General features: G+C 66.9%; 19 protein-coding genes and 1 pseudogene. 12 read left to right on the forward strand and 8 right to left on the reverse strand.

What is annotated here, in order from left to right:
* A pseudogene (locus QMO14_RS24170) lies at positions 1-241 on the reverse strand (GlxA family transcriptional regulator); the annotation flags it as partial.
* A 108-nt stretch (positions 242-349) separates the two neighbouring features.
* Here QMO14_RS24170 and QMO14_RS24175 point away from each other — a divergent pair.
* The gene (locus tag QMO14_RS24175) at positions 350-1,363 is read left to right on the forward strand and encodes an SLAC1 anion channel family protein (RefSeq protein WP_301510257.1); all 1,014 of its coding nucleotides are present in this window, start codon (positions 350-352) and stop codon (positions 1,361-1,363) included.
* A gap of 7 nt (positions 1,364-1,370) precedes the next feature.
* Here QMO14_RS24175 and QMO14_RS24180 read toward each other — a convergent pair whose 3' ends face one another.
* Both QMO14_RS24180 and QMO14_RS24185 read right to left on the reverse strand, forming a co-directional pair.
* Positions 1,371-1,859 carry a DUF2938 domain-containing protein gene (locus tag QMO14_RS24180; protein ID WP_301510258.1) on the reverse strand — a complete coding sequence of 163 codons (489 nt, stop codon included), beginning with the start codon at positions 1,857-1,859 and terminating at the stop codon, positions 1,371-1,373.
* On the reverse strand, positions 1,852-2,715 hold the full coding sequence (locus QMO14_RS24185) for a class I SAM-dependent methyltransferase (RefSeq protein WP_301510259.1): 864 nt from the start codon (positions 2,713-2,715) through the stop codon (positions 1,852-1,854). The genes QMO14_RS24180 and QMO14_RS24185 overlap by 8 nt, the downstream gene beginning before the upstream one ends.
* 84 nt (positions 2,716-2,799) lie before the next feature.
* On the opposite strand from QMO14_RS24185, the gene QMO14_RS24190 reads away from it, so the two are divergent.
* Positions 2,800-3,246: a helix-turn-helix domain-containing protein gene (locus QMO14_RS24190; RefSeq protein WP_301510260.1), complete on the forward strand. Its 447-nt coding sequence runs from the start codon at positions 2,800-2,802 to the stop codon at positions 3,244-3,246.
* Here QMO14_RS24190 and QMO14_RS24195 read toward each other — a convergent pair whose 3' ends face one another.
* Positions 3,247-4,062 (reverse strand): IclR family transcriptional regulator, encoded by an 816-nt coding sequence (locus tag QMO14_RS24195; RefSeq protein WP_301510261.1) that lies wholly within the window; start codon positions 4,060-4,062, stop codon positions 3,247-3,249.
* A gap of 159 nt (positions 4,063-4,221) precedes the next feature.
* Here QMO14_RS24195 and QMO14_RS24200 point away from each other — a divergent pair, with 159 nt between their 5' ends.
* The 8 genes from QMO14_RS24200 (at position 4,222) to QMO14_RS24235 (ending at position 11,777) form a co-directional block, all read left to right on the forward strand.
* Positions 4,222-5,097, forward strand: coding sequence for an amidohydrolase (locus tag QMO14_RS24200; protein ID WP_301510262.1), 876 nt, complete (start codon positions 4,222-4,224; stop codon positions 5,095-5,097).
* Between the two features lie 7 nt (positions 5,098-5,104).
* On the forward strand, positions 5,105-6,619 hold the full coding sequence (locus QMO14_RS24205; protein WP_301510263.1) for a sugar ABC transporter ATP-binding protein: 1,515 nt from the start codon (positions 5,105-5,107) through the stop codon (positions 6,617-6,619).
* A gap of 28 nt (positions 6,620-6,647) precedes the next feature.
* Positions 6,648-7,688: an ABC transporter permease gene (locus QMO14_RS24210; protein ID WP_301510264.1), complete on the forward strand. Its 1,041-nt coding sequence runs from the start codon at positions 6,648-6,650 to the stop codon at positions 7,686-7,688.
* A gap of 46 nt (positions 7,689-7,734) precedes the next feature.
* On the forward strand, positions 7,735-8,691 hold the full coding sequence (locus tag QMO14_RS24215) for an ABC transporter substrate-binding protein (protein WP_301510265.1): 957 nt from the start codon (positions 7,735-7,737) through the stop codon (positions 8,689-8,691).
* A 126-nt stretch (positions 8,692-8,817) separates the two neighbouring features.
* A complete protein-coding gene (locus QMO14_RS24220) occupies positions 8,818-10,095 on the forward strand; it encodes an L-fuconate dehydratase (protein ID WP_301510266.1) in 1,278 nt (425 codons plus the stop codon).
* Between the two features lie 25 nt (positions 10,096-10,120).
* Positions 10,121-10,897: an SDR family oxidoreductase gene (locus tag QMO14_RS24225; protein ID WP_301510267.1), complete on the forward strand. Its 777-nt coding sequence runs from the start codon at positions 10,121-10,123 to the stop codon at positions 10,895-10,897.
* A 36-nt stretch (positions 10,898-10,933) separates the two neighbouring features.
* A complete protein-coding gene (locus QMO14_RS24230; protein WP_301510268.1) occupies positions 10,934-11,263 on the forward strand; it encodes an L-rhamnose mutarotase in 330 nt (109 codons plus the stop codon).
* Between the two features lie 70 nt (positions 11,264-11,333).
* A complete protein-coding gene (locus QMO14_RS24235) occupies positions 11,334-11,777 on the forward strand; it encodes a DNA-binding transcriptional regulator (RefSeq protein WP_301510269.1) in 444 nt (147 codons plus the stop codon).
* A 28-nt stretch (positions 11,778-11,805) separates the two neighbouring features.
* Here the strand turns inward: QMO14_RS24235 and QMO14_RS24240 are convergent, their stop codons facing one another.
* The 3 genes from QMO14_RS24240 to QMO14_RS24250 form a co-directional block, all read right to left on the reverse strand.
* Entirely contained in the window at positions 11,806-13,119 is a 1,314-nt protein-coding gene (locus tag QMO14_RS24240) for an MFS family transporter (protein WP_301510297.1), read from the reverse strand.
* A gap of 152 nt (positions 13,120-13,271) precedes the next feature.
* Entirely contained in the window at positions 13,272-14,429 is a 1,158-nt protein-coding gene (locus QMO14_RS24245) for an alpha-hydroxy acid oxidase (RefSeq protein ID WP_301510270.1), read from the reverse strand.
* A gap of 129 nt (positions 14,430-14,558) precedes the next feature.
* Positions 14,559-15,452 (reverse strand): LysR substrate-binding domain-containing protein, encoded by an 894-nt coding sequence (locus QMO14_RS24250; RefSeq protein ID WP_301510271.1) that lies wholly within the window; start codon positions 15,450-15,452, stop codon positions 14,559-14,561.
* A 106-nt stretch (positions 15,453-15,558) separates the two neighbouring features.
* On the opposite strand from QMO14_RS24250, the gene QMO14_RS24255 reads away from it, so the two are divergent.
* Positions 15,559-17,220 (forward strand): L-lactate permease, encoded by a 1,662-nt coding sequence (locus QMO14_RS24255; RefSeq protein ID WP_301510272.1) that lies wholly within the window; start codon positions 15,559-15,561, stop codon positions 17,218-17,220.
* Here QMO14_RS24255 and QMO14_RS24260 read toward each other — a convergent pair.
* Positions 17,198-17,833: a TetR/AcrR family transcriptional regulator gene (locus QMO14_RS24260; protein WP_301510273.1), complete on the reverse strand. Its 636-nt coding sequence runs from the start codon at positions 17,831-17,833 to the stop codon at positions 17,198-17,200. The two genes, QMO14_RS24255 and QMO14_RS24260, sit on opposite strands and share 23 nt — an antisense overlap.
* 86 nt (positions 17,834-17,919) lie before the next feature.
* Here QMO14_RS24260 and QMO14_RS24265 point away from each other — a divergent pair, with 86 nt between their 5' ends.
* On the forward strand, positions 17,920-18,345 hold the full coding sequence (locus tag QMO14_RS24265) for a nuclear transport factor 2 family protein (protein ID WP_301510274.1): 426 nt from the start codon (positions 17,920-17,922) through the stop codon (positions 18,343-18,345).
* Positions 18,346-18,379: the final 34 nt, after the last annotated feature.

The raw sequence follows: 18,379 nt of genomic DNA on the forward strand, positions 1-18,379 counted from the left end.
CCACGCGGGGGCTGCCGGCGACCAGCAGGGTGTCGATGGCGCCGCGATGCGTGGCCACCGTGGAATCGACGCCCAGCCGCAGCCCGCCGCTGCTCTTGAGCATGCCTTCGCCGCTGGAGATCACCTGGACGCGATAGGCGCGTGGGTCGCCCAGCTGCTGCGATGCCTCGGCGAAGACGTCGGCGGGGCCGGCCACGTCGAGCAGCTGGAAACGGGGGAAGGCGAGGATGGCGACGCGCATGGCAGACAAGGTCCGGGGATTGGCTGAAAACGCCGTGAGTTGGCGGAAATGGCTTCGAGAGTCTGGCGGAAAATACACACTAATGCAAATCCAGCCAAGGACGACAACATGCAAGACCAGGCTCTGAACCCTTCTTCCCCGGTGATTTCATCCGTTGTGCAGGCTGCGCCGCGCGCGCAAGCCTCCGTGCGCAACCTCCCGGTCAATCTCTTCGCCTCCGTGATGGGCTTTTCCGGGCTGGCCCTCGCATGGCGGCTCGCGCATGAGAGCCTGGGCGCGCCGGCCATCGTCGGCGAAGCCATCGGGGCCTTCGCTCTGGGCGTCTTCGTGCTGATCGCGGCGGGCTACCTGGCGAAGCTGGTGAGGCATCCGCAGGCGGTGCGGGCGGAGTTCCATCATCCGGTGGCGGGCAATTTCTTCGGCACCATCGCGATTTCCATCCTGCTGCTGTCGGCCGTCATAGCGCCGTACAGCGCGCCCCTTGCGCACTTCGTGTGGACCGTGGGGCTGCTCGCGACCTTCGCGCTGAGCTTCGTCGGCCTGTCGCGGCTGCTGAAGGGGCAGGTGGACGCCTCGCTCGCGGTGCCGGCCTGGATCATCCCGGGCGTGGCCACGCTCGACATTCCCGTCACCGGCGCGCACATGCCGATGGCCTGGGCGCCCGAAGTCAACCTGGCCGCGAGCGCGATCGGCGTGGTGCTGGCGCTGGTGCTCTTCACGATGATCATCGGCCGGCTTGTGCACCGAGACCCGCTCGCTCCCGCCATGGAGCCGTCGCTGATGATCCTGGTGGCGCCTTTCGCGGTGGGCTTCCTGGCCTACACCAACATCGTCGGCGAGATCGACCGCTTCGCCTCGCTGCTCTTCTATTTCGGCCTCTTCATGTTCGCGGTGGTCGCGCCGAAGGTGTTCCGCCGCGGCGCCAGCTTCGCGCCGGGGTGGTGGGCGATCGGCTTCCCGATGGCTGCGCTGGCCAACGCCGCGCTGAAGTACGCCGAGTCGCGCGCGAGCGAGCCGCTCTGGGCGATCGCCATCGTGCTGCTGGTCGCGCTGAATGTGGCGCTGGCGGTGCTCACGGTGAAGACGGTGCGGATCGTGCTCAACGGGAAGCTCTTCGCCTGAGCTTCGCTCAGGCCAGGGCCCGGCCGGTCGCGTAGAGCCCCAGCCCGAAAAACGCGTGCGTGACCAGGCTGTGCAGCCGCGCGACGGCCGGGCGCGGCGTGCGGCTGGCGGCGATGCCGGCGCCCATGGCCGGCTGCATCACGAAGAAGGGCGCGGCCACGCTGCCGATGCCGACGAGCATTGCGGGACCGAGCGTGGGAGCAAGCAGCCAGCCACGGCCCCAGGCGGCGAGCAGCACCGCCGCGAACGCGATGCCGATCGCGTAGTGCGCCACCCAGCCGAGCAATCGTTCTCCGTGCACGGGCGGCGTGGCGGCGATCGGGCTGTGGAAGAAGCGACCGCGCGGCAGCCAGGCGAGCCACCGGCCGACCAGCGCGTAGTCGAGCGATGGAACTCCCAGCAGGCGCTTGCGTGCGATGGCCCAGAGGTCCATGAGCGCGGTGGCGCCGGTGCCGATCAACACCGCACTGGCAAGCAGCTTCATCGTGTCAGGCATCGGCACGCCCCCTGGCCAGCCAACAGGCAGCGGTCAGCCGGACCTCGTCGCCATGTACATAGGGCTCGAAGGCGGCGCGGACCGTGTCGATGACCCGGGCGCGCGTTTCTTCGTCCGCCTGCAGCAGCGCAATGCCCACGGGACCGAGGCGGCTCAGGTAGCCGAGCAGATCCTTCTCGGGCATCGTGCAGGGCAGGTCGACGGGCTGGATGTCGATGCCGGACCAGCCGCTTTCCTCGAGGATGGCCTGCACCCGCTGGCGGTCCGCGAAGGCGAACTGCCCCGGCGCGCCCGGCACCCGTGGCGGCAGGTTCGGCAGCAGCGGCGCCGCTGCACGCTCGGCGGTCGTCATGAACGGGTTCTCGGCCGCGCTTCGCCATGCGATGAAGCTGAGCCCGGCGCCGTCCTTCGCCGCGTGCCGCAGGTTGGCGAAGGCGCGCACGGGGTCGTCGAAGAACATCACGCCAAGGCGCGAGACGATGCCGTCGAAGCTCGCGGGCTCGAAGGCGTGGGTCTGTGCGTTCGCGCAGATGAAGTGGGTGGGCAGGCCTTCGCGCGCTGCGCGGCTGCGGGCGGCGGCGATCATCGGCTCCGAGATGTCGATGCCGGTGCATTCCGCGCCAGCGCCCGGCGCCCGCGCGATGGCCAGCGTGGTGCCGCCGGTGCCGCAGCCGACGTCGAGCACGCGGCCCGCGGGAGCGGCGCATGCCGTCTCGACGAGCAGTTTCTCCAGCGGGCTGAAAAGCTGGTCCAGCGTTTGCTGCGCGTCGACCCAGGCGTTGCCGGCCGGGCCGTTCCAGAGCCGGGCCTGTGCGTCGCCGGCCGCTTGCGTGGTGGGGTGCATGGTTTTCTCCATGATCGTTTCCTCTTGCTTGCCTTCACGAGGCGGAAGCAGCACTATGCAAATTCAAGCCGGCTTGAAGTCAAGAGGAGGAAGCACATGGATATCGCCGAAGTGGCCAAACGCTCCGGCCTGCCCGCGTCCACGCTGCGCTACTACGACGAGAAGGGGCTGATCGCCTCCACAGGGCGGCAGGGCCTGCGCCGCACCTTCGACGACGGCGTGCTGGAGCGGCTGGCGCTGATCGCGCTGGGCCGCGCCGCAGGTTTTTCGCTCGACGAGATCGCGCGCATGTTCGGCCCCAACGGCCAGCCGCGCATCGACCGGCTGGTGCTCAGCGCCAAGGCGGACGAACTCGACCGCACGATCCGCAACCTGAGCGCGATGCGCGACGGCCTGCGCCATGCGGCCGTCTGCCGTGCGCCAAGCCACATGGAGTGCCCGACGTTCCGCCGCATTCTCGGCGCCGCCGCGTCGGGCGCGATCGGTGGGCGCAAGGAGAAAAAGAAGAAAGCGCCGAAGCCACCGGAGCTGGCGCAGAGCTGATCAGGCGTTCGCCAGCAGCGAGAGATCGCGCGCGGCCTGCAGCATCAGCTCGCGCGCGCGGTCCAGCGTCGGGATCGCATGCCGGTCGATGCGCCGGATGTACGGCGTGGTGAGCACCGCCAGCGCATGCCCGTGCGGACCGAGGATGGGGCAGGAGATGTCGATCACGCCGAAGTACTGCATGCTCTCGCGCTGCCGGTAGCCTGTGGCGCGCACCGCTTCGAGCATGTGCTCCAGCTCGTCGGGAGGAATCTGCACCTCGCCGTCGAGCGCGACGTGCTCGGCCAGCATCTGCCGGCGCCGCTCGTCCGACTCGCAGGCCAGCAGCACCTGGCCCGAGCCGGTGTCGAGCAGGTTCACGCGCGTGCCGGGGCGCACCGTCATGCTGCTCGCCGCGGGGCTGTTGACCTGCGCCACGATCTGCACGTTGCCCCGGTCGTACACGCCCAGGTGGCACGACTGCTCGGCCTCCTTCACGTAGCGGTCCATCACCGGCAGCGCCTGCGTCACCAGCCTGTGGTTCGGCGGGTAGCGGTGCGCCAGGTCGAACATCTTCAGGCTCAGGCTGTAGCGGTCGCCGGCCAGCGATCGCAGCACGTACTGTCGCGCCACCAGCCTCTCGAGCATTCGATAGATCTCGCTCGGGCCGCGCTCGAGGGCCTTCACGATCTCGCCGCGCGTCAGGCCCTCGGGCTGGTCGGCCAGCAGTTCGAGGATGTCCAGGCCCTTGTCGAGCGCGGGAGCGCGGTAGCGATCCTGCTGCTCCTGCTCTTCGGCGGGCTTGCCGAGGATGTCTGGTTGAATCGATTTGTTCACCAATGAATTTCAGCAGCAAGTTCCGCTGTTTGCAAGTTTCGTTTTACGGGAAAGCACCCATGAAGCGCGCTTGACGCTGAAAGTTCGTATGTAAATACTCTGTTCACGAATGGACTAGAGAGACAAGGCGACCGGCAGACCTGCTGTGGCGACCCGAAAATGATCCAGCGCATCGACTCCCATCAGCACTTCTGGCGGCCCGCGCGTGGCGACTACACGTGGCTGCGCGCCGACGTGCCCGCGTTGGCTCCGCTGCTGCGCGACTTCATGCCCGAAGACCTGCAGCCGCTGCTGCGCGCACACGGCGTGAGCCGGACCGTGCTCGTGCAGGCGGCCGATTCCCATGCCGAGACCGACTTCATGCTCGATCTCGCGGCCAGCCGCGACGAGGTCGGCGGCGTGGTCGGCTGGGTCGACCTGGGCCGCGCCGACGCCGCCGCTTCGCTGGAGCGGATGGCCCGGCACCCCAAGTTCAAGGGTGTGCGGCCGATGCTGCAGGACCTGCCCGACGACGACTGGATCGCGCGCCGCCCGCAACCCGATGCGGTGAATGCCATGCTGAAGCTCGGCCTGCGCTTCGATGCGCTCGTGAATCCACGCCATCTTCCTTGGCTCCTGCAGTTCGCGAAGCGGTGGCCGCAGCTGCCGATGGTGATCGACCACGGCGCCAAGCCGCCGGTGGGCGCGCACGGCAGCGAAGACTTCGCCCGCTGGCGCGAAGACATCGCGGCCCTGGCGGCACTGCCCCAGGTCTTCTGCAAGTTCTCGGGGTTGTGGACCGAGGCTGCGGCATCCACGCATCGCGACGTCGACGTGGCGGTGCGCGTGGTGCGCCCCGTGTGGGATCACCTGCTCGAAGTCTTCGGCCCCGCTCGCCTCATGTGGGGCAGCGACTGGCCCGTGCTCACGCTGGCCGGCGACTACGCGGGCTGGATCGCCGTGAGCGAGGCCTGCATCGGCGGTCTTTCCCCGCACGGGCAGGCCGACGTGTGGCACGGCACCGCGCAACGCTTCTACGGCCTGGCGGCGGACTGAACATCTCATGCAACCCATCGTCACCATCCGCGACCTGAGCAAGTCCTTCGCCGGCGTGCGCGCGCTCGACCGGGCGCAGTTCGAACTGCTGCCCGGCGAGGTGCATGCGCTCATGGGCGAGAACGGGGCCGGCAAGTCCACGCTGATGAAGGTGCTCGCGGGCGTCTACCGCAAGGACTCCGGCGAGGTGCTGCTCGACGGCCGGCCCGTGGACATCGAGAGCCCGCGCGCCGCGCAGGCGCTTGGCATCGGCATCATCCATCAGGAGCTCAACCTGATGAACCACCTGAGCGCCGCGCAGAACATCTTCATCGGCCGCGAGCCGCGCGGGCGCTTCGGCCTCTTCATCGACGAGGAGGCCATGTGCTGCGAGGCGCAGCTCATCTTCGACCGGATGAACCTGAAGCTCGACCCGCGCACGCCGGTGGGCGAACTCACCGTGGCCAGGCAGCAGATGGTGGAGATCGCCAAGGCGCTCTCGTTCGAGTCGCGCGTGCTCATCATGGACGAGCCCACCGCCGCGCTGAACAACGAGGAGGTGGCCGACCTGTTCCGCATCATCGCGCGCCTGCGCTCGCGCGGCGTGGCCGTCGTCTACATCTCGCACAAGATGGATGAGCTCAAGCGCGTCGCCGACCGCGTGACCGTGATGCGCGACGGCCAGTACGTCGCCACCGTGCCGATGGCGACGACGCCGATGGACACGCTCATCGCCATGATGGTGGGCCGCCAGCTCGCCGAGGCCGAGCACGAGATGCCCGACACCTCGGCCAACGAAGTGGTGCTGGAGGCCAGGGGCATCTGCCGGGGCACGATGGTGCGTGACGCGAGCTTCGTGCTGCGGCGCGGCGAGATCCTCGGCTTCGCGGGGCTGATGGGCGCGGGCCGCACCGAGCTGGCGCGCGCCGTGTTCGGCGCCGACCGCATCGACGCGGGCGAGGTCTTCGTGAACGGCCAGAAGGTGGTCATCGGCTCGCCGGAAGACGCGGTGGCCAACGGCATCGGATATCTATCCGAAGACCGCAAGCACTTCGGCCTGGCCACCGGCATGGACGTCGAAACCAACATCGCGCTCGCGAGCATGAAGAGCTTCCTGTCGATGGGTTTCTTCATCGACCGGGCGGCCGTGGAGTCGGCCGGCGAGCGCTACGTGCGGCAGCTCGGCATCAAGACGCCCTCGGTGCGCCAGCAGGTGCGGCTGCTGTCGGGCGGCAACCAGCAGAAGATCGTCATCGCCAAGTGGCTGCTGCGCGACTGCCAGGTGCTCTTCTTCGATGAGCCCACGCGCGGCATCGACGTGGGCGCCAAGGCCGAGATCTACCGGCTGCTCAACGAGCTGGCCGCGCAGGGCAAGGCCATCGTCATCATTTCCTCGGAGCTGCCCGAGGTATTGCGCATGAGCCACCGCGTGCTCGTGATGTGCGAGGGCCGCATCACCGGCGAGCTGGCCGCGCGCGAGGCCTCGCAGGAAAAGATCATGCAGCTCGCCACCCGCCGCGAGACCGCCGACGCCGCCCCTTGACCACGCACGACACGACTGGAGACTCCCCTTGACGACCCCCACCGTGACCACCGCCGCCCCTGCAGCGGGCTTTTCGCCGAAGACGCTGAAGGACCGGCTCTTCCGCCCCGCCACGCGGCAGAAGCTGCTGGCCTTCGCCAGCCTCGTCGCGCTGATGGTGTTCTTCAGCTTCGCGTCGCCGCAGTTCCTGCAGGCCGACAACCTCGTGGGCATCCTGCAGTCGACCGCGGTGAACGGCGTGCTCGCCATCGCCTGCACCTTCGTCATCATCACCTCGGGCATCGACCTCTCGGTGGGCACGCTGATGACCTTCTGCGCCGTCATGACCGGCGTGGTGCTCACCTACATGGGCATGCCGCTGTGGCTGGGCATCTGCGCGGCGATCTTCTTCGGGGCGCTCAGCGGCTTCGTCTCGGGCCTGCTGATCGCCAAGCTCAAGATCCCGCCCTTCATCGCGACGCTGGGCATGATGATGCTGCTCAAGGGCCTGTCGCTGGTGATCTCGGGCACCAAGCCGATCTACTTCAACGACACGCCGGGCTTCACCGCGATCTCGCAGGACTCGCTGATCGGCGACATCGTGCCCTCGCTGCCCATTCCCAATGCGGTGCTGATCCTGTTCCTGGTGGCGGTGGCCGCGAGCATCGTGCTCAACAGGACCATCCTCGGGCGCTACACCTTCGCGCTCGGCAGCAACGAGGAAGCGGTGCGCCTGTCGGGCGTGAACACCGACTTCTGGAAGATCGTGGTCTACACGGTGAGCGGCGGCATCTGCGGCATCGCGGGCCTGCTGATCGCATCGCGGCTGAACTCGGCGCAGCCCGCGCTGGGGCAGGGCTACGAGCTCGACGCCATCGCGGCGGTGGTCATCGGCGGCACCTCGCTCAGCGGGGGCACCGGCACCATCCTGGGCACGATCATCGGCGCCTTCATCATGAGCGTGCTCACCAACGGCCTGCGCATTCTCTCGGTGGCGCAGGAATGGCAGACGGTGGTCACGGGCGTGATCATCATCCTGGCCGTGTACGCCGACATCCTGCGCCGCCGCGGCGGCAGCAAGACGCACTGAACTTCCGCTTCCGGTCCGTTCGTTCCATAACCACAGGAGACTTCGCATGATCCGCAGAAGAGCAGTCGTGACAACGTTGGGTGCCGCCCTCGTCGGCTTGTCAGGCCTTTCGGCGAACGCGCAGCAGGCGCAGGAGATCTACATTCCGCTCGTTTCCAAGGGCTTTCAGCATCAGTTCTGGCAAGCAGTGAAATCTGGCGCCGAACAAGCCGCGAAAGACTTCAAGGTCAAGGTCAGCTTCGAAGGCCCGGAGACCGAGGCCATGGTCGACAAGCAGATCGACATGCTCTCGGCCGCGCTCGCCAAGAAGCCGCAGGCCATCGGCTTCGCCGCGCTCGACAGCCAGGCCGCCATTCCTCTGCTGAAGAAGGCGCAGGCCGCGAAGATCCCCGTGGTGGCCTTCGACTCGGGCGTGGACAGCGACATCCCCGTGACCACGACCACCACCGACAACAAGGCCGCCGCCGCGCTGGCCGCCGACAAGATGGCCGAGCTCATCGGCAAGAGCGGCGAGGTGGCGCTGGTGGTGCACGACCAGACCAGCCGCACCGGCGTCGACCGGCGCGACGGCTTCGTCAACCGCATCAAGTCGGCCTACCCGAACATCAGGATCGTGAGCGTGCAGTACGGCGGCGGCGACCAGCTGAAATCGACCGAGATCACCAAGTCGATATTGCAGGCCTCGCCCAACATCAAGGGCATCTTCGGCGCCAACGAGGGCTCGGCCATCGGCGTGGTCAACGGCGTGCGGGAGATGAAGCGCACCGGCAAGGTGGTGGTCATCGGCTACGACTCCGGCAAGCAGCAGAAGAACGCGATCATGGACGGCAGCATGGCCGGTGCCATCACGCAGAACCCGGTGGGCATGGGCTACAAGACCGTCGAGATGGCGGTGAAGGCCGTCAAGGGCGAGAAGCTGCCGAAGATCGTGGACACAGGCTTCTACTGGTACGACAAGACCAACATCGCCGATCCGAAGATTGCCGCGGTGCTTTATGACTGACCCCCAGGCTGCGCGCACTTCCTGTCGCTTCGCCAACCCCCTTCCAGGGGGCAACACCTGCGGCCCGGCAAAGCCGGTTCCGCTATGTTCCCCGAGGAAGTCCCTTTTCTCCCGTCGGCAGCTGCAATGACCATCGTCCGCTCCATGCGCGTGCTCGACGTGCGCTTCCCCACCTCGCAGCAGCTCGACGGCTCCGATGCGATGAACCCCGATCCGGACTACTCGGCGGCGTACGTCGTGCTCGAGACCGACCGGCCGGGGCTGGAGGGCCATGGGCTCACCTTCACCATCGGGCGCGGCAACGAGATCTGCTGCGCGGCCATCGAGGCGATGCGCCACCTGGTGGTGGGGCTCGATCTCGCATGGGTAGCGCAGGACATGGGGCGCTTCTGGCGGCATGTCACATCCGACAGCCAGCTGCGCTGGATCGGGCCCGACAAGGGCGCGATCCATCTCGCGACGGGGGCCGTGGTCAATGCGATGTGGGACCTGTGGGCCAAGTCCGAGGGCAAGCCCGTGTGGCAGCTCGTGGCCGACATGTCGCCCGAGGAGCTGGTGCGCTGCATCGACTTCCGCTACATCACCGACTGCATCGCGCCCGACGAAGCGCTCGCGCTGCTGCGGGAGGCATCGAAAGGCAAGGAAGAACGCATCGCCACGCTCAAGGCCGAGGGCTACCCTTGCTACACCACTTCTGCCGGCTGGCTCGGCTACTCCGACGAGAAGCTGCGACGCCTCGCGCAGGAGGCGGTCGACGCGGGCTTCAGCCACATCAAGCTCAAGGTGGGGCGCGACCTGCAGGACGACATCCGCCGCCTGACGGTGGCGCGCGAGGTTCTCGGGCCCGGCCGGCACCTGATGATCGACGCCAACCAGGTGTGGGAAGTGGGCCAGGCCATCGACTGGGTGCGGCAGCTCGCCTTCGCCAAGCCGTGGTTCATCGAGGAGCCCACCAGCCCCGACGACGTGGAAGGCCACCGCAAGATCCGCGAGGGCATCGCGCCGGTGAAGGTGGCTACCGGCGAGATGTGCCAGAACCGCATCATGTTCAAGCAGTTCATCATGCGCGTCGGCATCGACGTGGTGCAGATCGACGCCTGCCGGTTGGGGGGCGTGAACGAGATCCTGGCGGTGATGCTGATGGCCGCGAAGTACAGGCTGCCCGTGTGCCCGCACGCAGGCGGCGTGGGGCTGTGCGAGTACGTGCAGCACCTGTCGATGATCGACTACCTCTGCATCTCCGGCACGCGCGAGGGCCGCGTGGCCGAGTATGTCGACCATCTGCACGAGCATTTCGTGGAGCCCTGCGAGGTCCGCAACGCGGCGTACATGCCGCCGAAGGGCGCGGGCTTCTCGATCACGATGAAGCCGCGGTCGCTCGAGCAGTACCGCTTCAAGGGATAGGCAGCAAGGAAAGGCATCGCGAGGCATGGACCTGCATCTGAAGGACAAGGTAGTGATCGTCACCGGCGGCGGCAGCGGCATCGGCGCGGCCATCTCGATGACGCTGGCGCAGGAAGGCGCGGTGCCGGTGATCCTCGGCAAGAACCCGCTCGATGCGCCTTTCGAAGAGGCGCTGCGCAGGCTGCAGCCGCGTGCGCGTTTCTTCCAGCTCGAACTGATGGAAGAGGCCGCCTGCGTCAAGGCCATTGCCGACACGGCAGCCGAGTTCGGCCGCATCGACGGCCTGGTCAACAACGCGGGCGTGAACGACAGCGTGGGGCTCGAAGCGGGGCGCGACGCCTTCGTCGCTTCGCTCGAACGCAACCTCATCCACTGCTACGTGATGGCTCACCATTGCCTGCCGCACCTGAAGGCGAGCAGGGGCGCCATCGTCAACATTTCTTCGAAGACGGCGGTGACGGGGCAGGGCAATACCAGCGGCTACACGGCGGCCAAGGGCGCGCAGCTTTCGCTCACGCGCGAATGGGCCGCCTCATTGTTGGAGGATGGCGTGCGCGTGAACGCGGTGATCCCGGCCGAGGTGATGACCCCGCTCTACCAGCGCTGGATTTCCGCCTTCGACGAGCCCGACCGCAAGCTCGCCGACATCACCGAAAGGATTCCGCTTGGCCGGCGCATGACCACGCCAGAGGAGATCGCGGACAACGTCGTGTTCCTGCTCTCGGAGCGCGCCTCGCACACCACGGGGCAATGGGTGTTCGTGGATGGCGGGTACACGCATCTGGACCGGGCGCTGACCTGACCGCTTCGGCTCTCGAAGCTTTGACTGGAGTTGTGCATGCGTCATTTCCTGGCTCTCGATTTGAAGGACGACCCGGCCCTGATCGCGGAATACGAGGCTTATCACCGCGATATCTGGCCCGAGGTGCGCGAGCACTTGAAGACACATGGCGTGACGGCCATGGAAATCCATCGCCTCGGCACGCGGATGGTGATGCTGATGGAAACCGACGATGCGCTCCATGACGCCGAGGCGATGGCGCTTGCCGCGCGCGACGATCCGAAGATCAGGCAATGGGAGGAACTGATGTGGAAGTTCCAGGCGCCTACGCCGTGGACGCCGGAAGGTGAGAAGTGGACGGTGATGAAGCCGATTTTTTTCTTGTAATCAAAGACTTTGAATTTGATCGACTTTCGGTTTTTTGCCGCGGTTTACATTTACTGGGCAAAATGGCGGCATGCCAAATATTGCATCGATTCTTAAATCAGAGATTTCGCGCGTGGCCCGCAAAGAAGTTCGCGCGGAAATGGAAACCCTCAAAAAGGCATCCGTTCACCATCGCGCGGCGATCGCTGCACTGCGCCGCCAGATAAGTTCGCTGGAAAAAGAACTGCGCAACGTCGCCAAGGGCACAGCCCGCAGCGCTCGCGCCAGCGAGCCCGACGAGGCTGGCGAAGACGGACCGAAGCGCCGGTTCAGTGCCGGACGCCTGGCTTCCCATCGCGCGAAGCTGGGCATCTCCGCCGCTTCCTATGGAAAGCTGGTGGGCGTATCGGGCCAGACGATCTACCACTGGGAACAGGGTAAAGCCCGACCGAGGGCCGCTCAGCTCGAAAGCCTTGCCGCTGTGCGCGGGCTGGGCAAGCAGCAGGTGGCCGAGCGGCTGGGCGAGGCCGAGTAGCCCGCCCCAGCCTTCTTTTCTTCCTGCGTCAGTGGTCGTGATGCAGGTAGCTCGCCTGCCTCGGCAGCCTCAGGCTCACGAGGAAGGCGACCACCATCATCGCGCTTACGTACCAGAAGAACACCGACTCGTGTCCCAGTGACTTGAGCCCCAGCGCCGCGTACTCCGCCGAGCCGCCGAAGATCGCGTTCGCGACCGCATAGGCCAGCCCCACGCCCAGGGCGCGCACTTCGGGCGGGAACATCTCCGCCTTCACGATGCCGCTGATCGAGGTGTAGAAGCTCACGATGGCCAGCGCCGCGATGATGAGCACGAAGGCCAGCACAGGGCTCGTCGTGTGCTGCAGGGCAGTGAGGACGGGCACGGTCGTCAGCGCGCCGAGGCCGCCGAACAGCAGCATGTTGTTGCGCCGCCCGATGCGGTCGGACAGCGCGCCGAACACCGGCTGCATGCACATGTAGACGAACAGCGCGCAGGTCATCACGTAGCTCGCCGTCTTGATCGGCAGGTGCACCGTGTTCACCAGGTACTTCTGCATGTAGGTGGTGAAGGTGTAGAAGATCAGCGAGCCGCCGGCCGTGTAGCCGAGCACCGTGAGAAAGGCCGGCGTGTGGTGCCTGAAGAGGCCCGCGATGCTGCCGGCTTCCTTGTTCTTCTTCGCTTCGTCGGTCTGCGTCTCGTGCAGCGTGCGGCGCAGCAGCAGCGCGACCACCGCCGCGATGGCGCCGATCACGAAGGGAATGCGCCAGCCCCATGCCTTGAGCTCGGCCTCGGTCAGCAGCTGTTCGAGCACCACGATGACGAGCACCGCGAGCAATTGCCCGCCGATCAGCGTGACGTACTGGAACGAGGAGAAGAAGCCGCGCTGGCCGCGCAGCGCCACCTCGCTCATGTAGGTGGCGGTGGTGCCGTACTCGCCTCCCACCGAGAGCCCCTGGAACAGCCGGCAGACCAGCAGCAGGAAGGGCGCCCACGCGCCGATCCGCGCGTAGGTGGGCAGGCAGGCGATGAGCAGCGAGCCGCCGCACATCATCGTCACCGAGATCAGCATCGACGTCTTTCGCCCCAGCCGGTCGGCCAGGCGCCCGAAGAGCCAGCCACCGATGGGCCGCATGAGAAAGCCGGCCGCGAACACGCCCGCGGTGTTCAGCAGCTGCGCGGTGGGGTCCGACTTGGGGAAGAAGGCCGGCGCGAAGTACAGCGCCGAGAAGGCGTACACGTAGAAGTCGAACCACTCGACCAGGTTGCCGGAGGAGGCCGCCATGATCGCGAAGACGCGGTGGCGCTTTTCTTCGGCCGTGTAGTGGGGGAGGGATGAAGAAGAGGCCGCTGGGCCTCCCATGGTAGGCGTGACTGCGCTCATGATGGCTTCTTCTGCCGTGCAGGCAATGTTGTTGTTTCCAGAACATTCTGCGCCGGCACAAGGCTGCCGCGTGTCGGCCGATGCCGCATCGGCCTACCTCCGGAGTGGCCTTCGAGGAAGGCCCTGCAGGCTCAGAAAGTGCCAGGCAGCAGGATGCTCGAATCGACCTCGTCGATGTTCGTGCGGCCGCAGAAGGCCATCGTGATGTCGAGCTCCTTCTGGATGATCTGCAGCGCGCGCGTCACGCCCTCCTGCCCGAAGGCGCCCAGGCCGTAGAGGAAGCTGCGGCCGATCATGGTGCCGCGCGCGCCGAGCGCGCGGGCCTTGAGCACGTCCTGCCCGCTGCGGATGCCGCCGTCCATCCACACCTCGATCTCGTTGCCCACGGCGTCGGCGATGGCGGGCAGCGCCGCGATGGAGGAGGGTGCGCCGTCGAGCTGGCGGCCGCCGTGGTTCGACACGATGAGCGCGTCGGCGCCGCTGGAGGCTGCCAGGCGCGCGTCCTCCACGTCCATGATGCCCTTGAGGATGAGCTTGCCGCCCCAGAGCTTCTTGATCCACTCCACGTCGGCCCAGCTCAGCGCGGGGTCGAACTGCTCGGCGGTCCACGACGACAGCGAAGACAGGTCCTTCACGCCCTTGGCATGGCCCGCGATGTTGCCGAAGGTGCGGCGCTTCGTGCCCAGCATGCCCATGCACCAGCGCGGCTTGGTGGCGAGGTTGATGAGGTTCTTGAGGGTGGGCTTGGGCGGCGCGGTCAGGCCGTTCTTGATGTCCTTGTGGCGCTGGCCGAGGATCTGCAGGTCGAGCGTGAGCTGCAGCGCGGTCACGTTGGCGGCCTTGGCGCGCTCGATCAGGCGTTCGATGAAGTCGCGGTCCTTCATCACGTAGAGCTGGAACCAGAAGGGGTGGCGGCCTGTGTTCTCGGCGATGTCCTCCAGCGAGCAGATGCTCATGGTCGACAGCGTGAAGGGAATGCCGAAGGCCTTGGCCGCGCGCGCGCCGAGGATTTCGCCGTCGGCATGCTGCATGCCGGTGAGGCCGGTGGGCGCGATGGCCACGGGCATCGCGGTTTCCTGACCGACCATGGTGGTGCGCAGCGAGCGGCCCTCCATGTTCACGGCCACGCGCTGGCGTAGCTTGATCTTCTGGAAGTCGCTCTCGTTGGCGCGGTAGGTGCCTTCGGTCCACGCGCCGGAGTCGGCGTAGTCGTAGAACATCTTCGGCACGCGCCGCTTGGCGATCACCCGCAGGTCTTCGATGTTGGTGATCTTGGAAAGGTCGGACACGGGCGGTCTCCTGGCAGGTTCTTGTGGTGGATCGGCGAAAGCTAACCGGCCATTATCTGCAGGCGCCCAGGGGCGTCATCTGAAAAAAGCCGGGACCGCTGCTGAAAAGAATTCAGCCGGCCGACCGGCTCAGGCCGCCCGCTCGCGCAGTGCCTCGCGCAGCCACTCGACGAAGGTCGCGCATTCCCAGCGCTCCATCGCGCCCGGCTTCCAGCACAGGAAGTAGGCGTTGGGCGAGGGCACGCTGCGCTGCGACAGCCGCACCAGCCGGCCGTTGTCCAGCCATGCGCTGCCCAGCCGCAGGTGCATCAGCACCACGCCGAAGTCTTCGGCCGCCGCGTCGAGCGCCAGCCCGAGGTCGTTGAACTGATGGCCCGTGGCGGGCTCCGGCAGGCCCACGCCGCAGGCCTTGAACCAGGTGCGCCAAGATTCCAGCGGCGTGCGCAGCAGCTGCGCGCGCGACACCTCCGCATCGGTGGCGAAACCGTCGAAGGGGCCGTGGCGTTCGAGGTAGGCGGGGCTGCACACCGGCGACACGTCGTCGGCCAGCAGCTGGACGAACTCGCGGTCGTGGAAGGGGCCGGAGCCGAAGCGCAGCTCGATGTCGGCCTCTTCCGCCGTGGTGTTGCGCACCGGCATGGTCACCTGCAGCATCAGCTCGATGTTCGGGTATGCGTCGCGAAAGCGCGCCAGCCGGGGCAGCAGCATCTGGCGCGAGAAGGTCGGCGTGACCGCCACGCGCAGCCGCCGCACCTGCGATTCGGGCTCTTGCCCCGGCACCTGCCGCAGCGCCGCGATGGCTTCGCGCACCCGCGCCAGATAGGCCATGCCGTCGGCGCTGAGACTGAAGTCGCTGCCCGTGAAGAACTTGAGCCCCAGCAACAGCTCGAGCTGGCGGATGCGGTGGCTCACCGCGCTGGGTGTCACGGCGAGTTCCTCGGCCGCGAGGGTCACGCTGCGCAGCCGTGCGACGGCCTCGAAGGCCTGCAGGCCCTGTGTCGAGGGGAGACGCGGAGAAACCATCTTTTGTCAGAGCGGGTAGCGGGGTAGGATGGTATCGAACGCTTCCGGTCCTGCCCGGCCGGAGCACCGGCTCAGAAGAATTTCCATAACAACAGGAGATGAGCGCATGGTCTGGCAACAGGTTTACAACCCCTTCGGCAACATGATCGTATCGACGGCGCTGGCCGCGATTCCGGTGGTGGTGATGCTGGTGTGCCTGGGGTTGCTTCACGTCAAGGCGCACTACGCGGCGGGGCTGGGCCTGCTGAGCGCGGTGCTCATCGCGGTGTTCGCCTTCGGCATGCCGGCCGACATGGCGGGCAAGGCCGCCTTCCTGGGCGGCATCACCGGCCTGCTGCCCATCGGCTGGATCGTGCTGAACATCATCTTCCTGCAGCAGCTCACGCAGCAGAACGGCAGTTTCCAGATCCTTCAGGACTCCATCGCCGGCATCACGGAAGACAGGCGCCTGCAGCTGCTGCTAATCGCCTTCGCCTTCGGTGCCTTCTTCGAGGGCGCGGCGGGTTTCGGCACGCCGGTGGCCGTCACCGCGGCCATCCTCATCGGGCTGGGCTTCTCGCCGCTGGCGGCATCGGGGCTCTCGCTCATCGCCAATACCGCGCCGGTGGCCTTCGGCGCATTGGGCACGCCGGTCATCACGCTGGCCAAGGTGCATGGCTACGACCTGATGGCGGTCACCGCGATGATCGGGCGGCAGCTGCCGCTCTTCTCGCTGCTGGTGCCGTTCTGGCTCATCTGGGCCTTCGCGGGGCGCAAGGGAATGATGGAGGTGTGGCCGGCCATCCTGGTGACGGGCGTGTCCTTCGCGATTCCGCAGTTCCTGGTGTCGAACTACATCGGGCCGGAGCTGGTGGACATCATCGCGGCCATCGTCTCGATGGTGTGCCTGGTGCTCTTCCTGCGCGTGTGGAAGCCGAAGAAGGTCTGGACCTCGGTGTCGCTCAAGGGGCACGAGTCCGATGGCGGCCAGGCCGCGGCGGCCGTCGCGCCCACGAAGCATCCGGGCGCCGCCGTGATCCGTGCCTGGACGCCGTGGCTCATCCTCACCGTGTTCGTGTTCATCTGGGGCCTGCCCTCGGTGAAGACCTGGCTCAACGGCATCTTCGCGCCGAGCTTTCCCATCGACGGGCTGCACAACATGGTCGAGAAGGTGGCGCCCGTGGTGCCCAAGCCGACGAAGGAGGGCGCCGTGTACCAGCTGCTGCTGCTCTCGGCCACGGGCACCGGCATCCTCGTGTCGGCCCTCGTGGGCGGGCTGGTGATGAAGTACAACCCGATCCAGCTCGTGGCCGCCTATGGCCGCACGCTGTGGCTGGTGAAGTTCTCGCTGCTCACCATCGTGCTGATGCTCGCGCTGGGCACGCTCACGCGCTACTCGGGGCTGGACACCACGCTGGGCCTGGCCTTCGCCAACACCGGCGTGCTCTATCCCTTCTTCGGCACGCTGATGGGCTGGCTGGGCGTGGCGCTCACGGGCTCCGACACCGCATCGAACGTGCTCTTTGGCGGTATGCAGAAGGTGGCGGCCGACCAGCTCGGCCTGAGCCCGAACCTCATGGGCGCGGCCAACAGCTCGGGCGGCGTGATGGGCAAGATGATCGATGCGCAGTCGATCGTTGTGGCTTCCACCGCCACGCGCTGGTTCAACCATGAGGGCGAGATCCTGCGCTATGTGTTCTTCCACTCCATCGCGCTGGCCTGTCTCGTGGGCTTCTACGTGACCTTACAGGCCTATGTGTGGCCGTTCACGCTGATGGTCGTGAAGTAACGGCTGCAGAGGCGGGCAGCGTGGCCGTCAGCGCCTGAAGCAGCCGGCGCAGGTCGTCGACCGCTTCGCGCGCAAGCGCGGCACCGCCCATCTGTGCCTTGACGATGGCGCCGTCGACGCCCAGCGCGGCCGCCTGCGCGACGGCCATGCGTTGAGACGCTTCCAGCGTTTCGGGCAGCAAACCGGCAATCACTTCGACCATCTCGCGCTTGTGCTCGCGCGAGATGTCGCGCGCGCCATTCACGCTGCCGCCCACCTCGACCACCGAGTTGATGAAGGCGCAGCCTCGGAAGGCCGGATCGGCGAACCACTCGGCCATCGCGTCGGACAGCACCTCCAGCGCCTGGCCGCCGCCGATGTGCTGCTGCGCGCCAAGCCGGCCCAGCGCATCGACGAACCATGCCATCCACAGGCCGTGCCGATGGTCGAGAAAGGCGCGCACCAGGTCGTCCTTCGACGGGAAGTGCCGGTAGAAGGTGACCTTGGTGACGCCCGATGCGGCGATGACGCGGTCGATGCCGGTGGCGCGGATGCCGTCGGCGTAGAAGAGGTCGTGCGCGGTGAGCAGGATGCGCTCGCGCGCGGGCTTGTCGGAGATGGAAGAGATGTCCATGGTGCGATTGTAGGCATGTAGACAGGTCTGTCTACCTGTGGCACATTTCAGCGCATCCCCCTTCAACCTCCATCGAAAGAACCGCCATGGAATCACGCCCGCCGCTGCCGCCCTTCACCCTCGAATCCGCCACGCAGAAAGTGCAGGCCGCCGAAGACGCCTGGAACTCACGCGACCCCGTTCGCGTGAGCCTGGCCTACACGCCCGACACCGAATGGCGCAACCGCGCCGATTTCGTCAACGGCCGCGAGCAGGTGGTCGAGTTCCTGTCGCGCAAGTGGACGCGCGAACTCGACTACCGCCTCAAGAAGCAGCTCTGGGCCTTCATGGGCAATCGCATCGCGGTGCGCTTCGAGTACGAATGGCACGACGACTCGGGCCAGTGGTATCGCAGCCATGGCAACGAGAACTGGGAGTTCGCGGAGAACGGCCTCATGCAGAGGCGCTATGCGAGCATCAACGACCAGCCCATCAAGGAATCGGACCGCAAGTTCCACTGGGCGCGTACCTGAGTCTCGGCGGGGCGGGCTGCTCCGGGCACGGCTG

The sequence above is a fragment of the Variovorax sp. CAN15 genome (assembly GCF_030462475.1).
Classification (GTDB): Bacteria; Pseudomonadota; Gammaproteobacteria; order Burkholderiales; family Burkholderiaceae_C; genus Variovorax.

Coding starts and splice junctions, on each gene's coding strand:
- QMO14_RS24255 (WP_301510272.1), top strand. CDS start 15,559: ATGGTCTGGCAACAGGTTTACAACCCCTTCGGCAACATGATCGTATCG.
- QMO14_RS24225 (WP_301510267.1), top strand. CDS start 10,121: ATGGACCTGCATCTGAAGGACAAGGTAGTGATCGTCACCGGCGGCGGC.
- QMO14_RS24205 (WP_301510263.1), top strand. CDS start 5,105: ATGCAACCCATCGTCACCATCCGCGACCTGAGCAAGTCCTTCGCCGGC.
- QMO14_RS24200 (WP_301510262.1), top strand. CDS start 4,222: ATGATCCAGCGCATCGACTCCCATCAGCACTTCTGGCGGCCCGCGCGT.
- QMO14_RS24265 (WP_301510274.1), top strand. CDS start 17,920: ATGGAATCACGCCCGCCGCTGCCGCCCTTCACCCTCGAATCCGCCACG.
- QMO14_RS24180 (WP_301510258.1), bottom strand. CDS start 1,859: ATGCCTGACACGATGAAGCTGCTTGCCAGTGCGGTGTTGATCGGCACC.
- QMO14_RS24175 (WP_301510257.1), top strand. CDS start 350: ATGCAAGACCAGGCTCTGAACCCTTCTTCCCCGGTGATTTCATCCGTT.
- QMO14_RS24230 (WP_301510268.1), top strand. CDS start 10,934: ATGCGTCATTTCCTGGCTCTCGATTTGAAGGACGACCCGGCCCTGATC.
- QMO14_RS24185 (WP_301510259.1), bottom strand. CDS start 2,715: ATGGAGAAAACCATGCACCCCACCACGCAAGCGGCCGGCGACGCACAG.
- QMO14_RS24250 (WP_301510271.1), bottom strand. CDS start 15,452: ATGGTTTCTCCGCGTCTCCCCTCGACACAGGGCCTGCAGGCCTTCGAG.
- QMO14_RS24235 (WP_301510269.1), top strand. CDS start 11,334: ATGCCAAATATTGCATCGATTCTTAAATCAGAGATTTCGCGCGTGGCC.
- QMO14_RS24215 (WP_301510265.1), top strand. CDS start 7,735: ATGATCCGCAGAAGAGCAGTCGTGACAACGTTGGGTGCCGCCCTCGTC.
- QMO14_RS24240 (WP_301510297.1), bottom strand. CDS start 13,119: ATGGGAGGCCCAGCGGCCTCTTCTTCATCCCTCCCCCACTACACGGCC.
- QMO14_RS24260 (WP_301510273.1), bottom strand. CDS start 17,833: ATGGACATCTCTTCCATCTCCGACAAGCCCGCGCGCGAGCGCATCCTG.
- QMO14_RS24190 (WP_301510260.1), top strand. CDS start 2,800: ATGGATATCGCCGAAGTGGCCAAACGCTCCGGCCTGCCCGCGTCCACG.
- QMO14_RS24220 (WP_301510266.1), top strand. CDS start 8,818: ATGACCATCGTCCGCTCCATGCGCGTGCTCGACGTGCGCTTCCCCACC.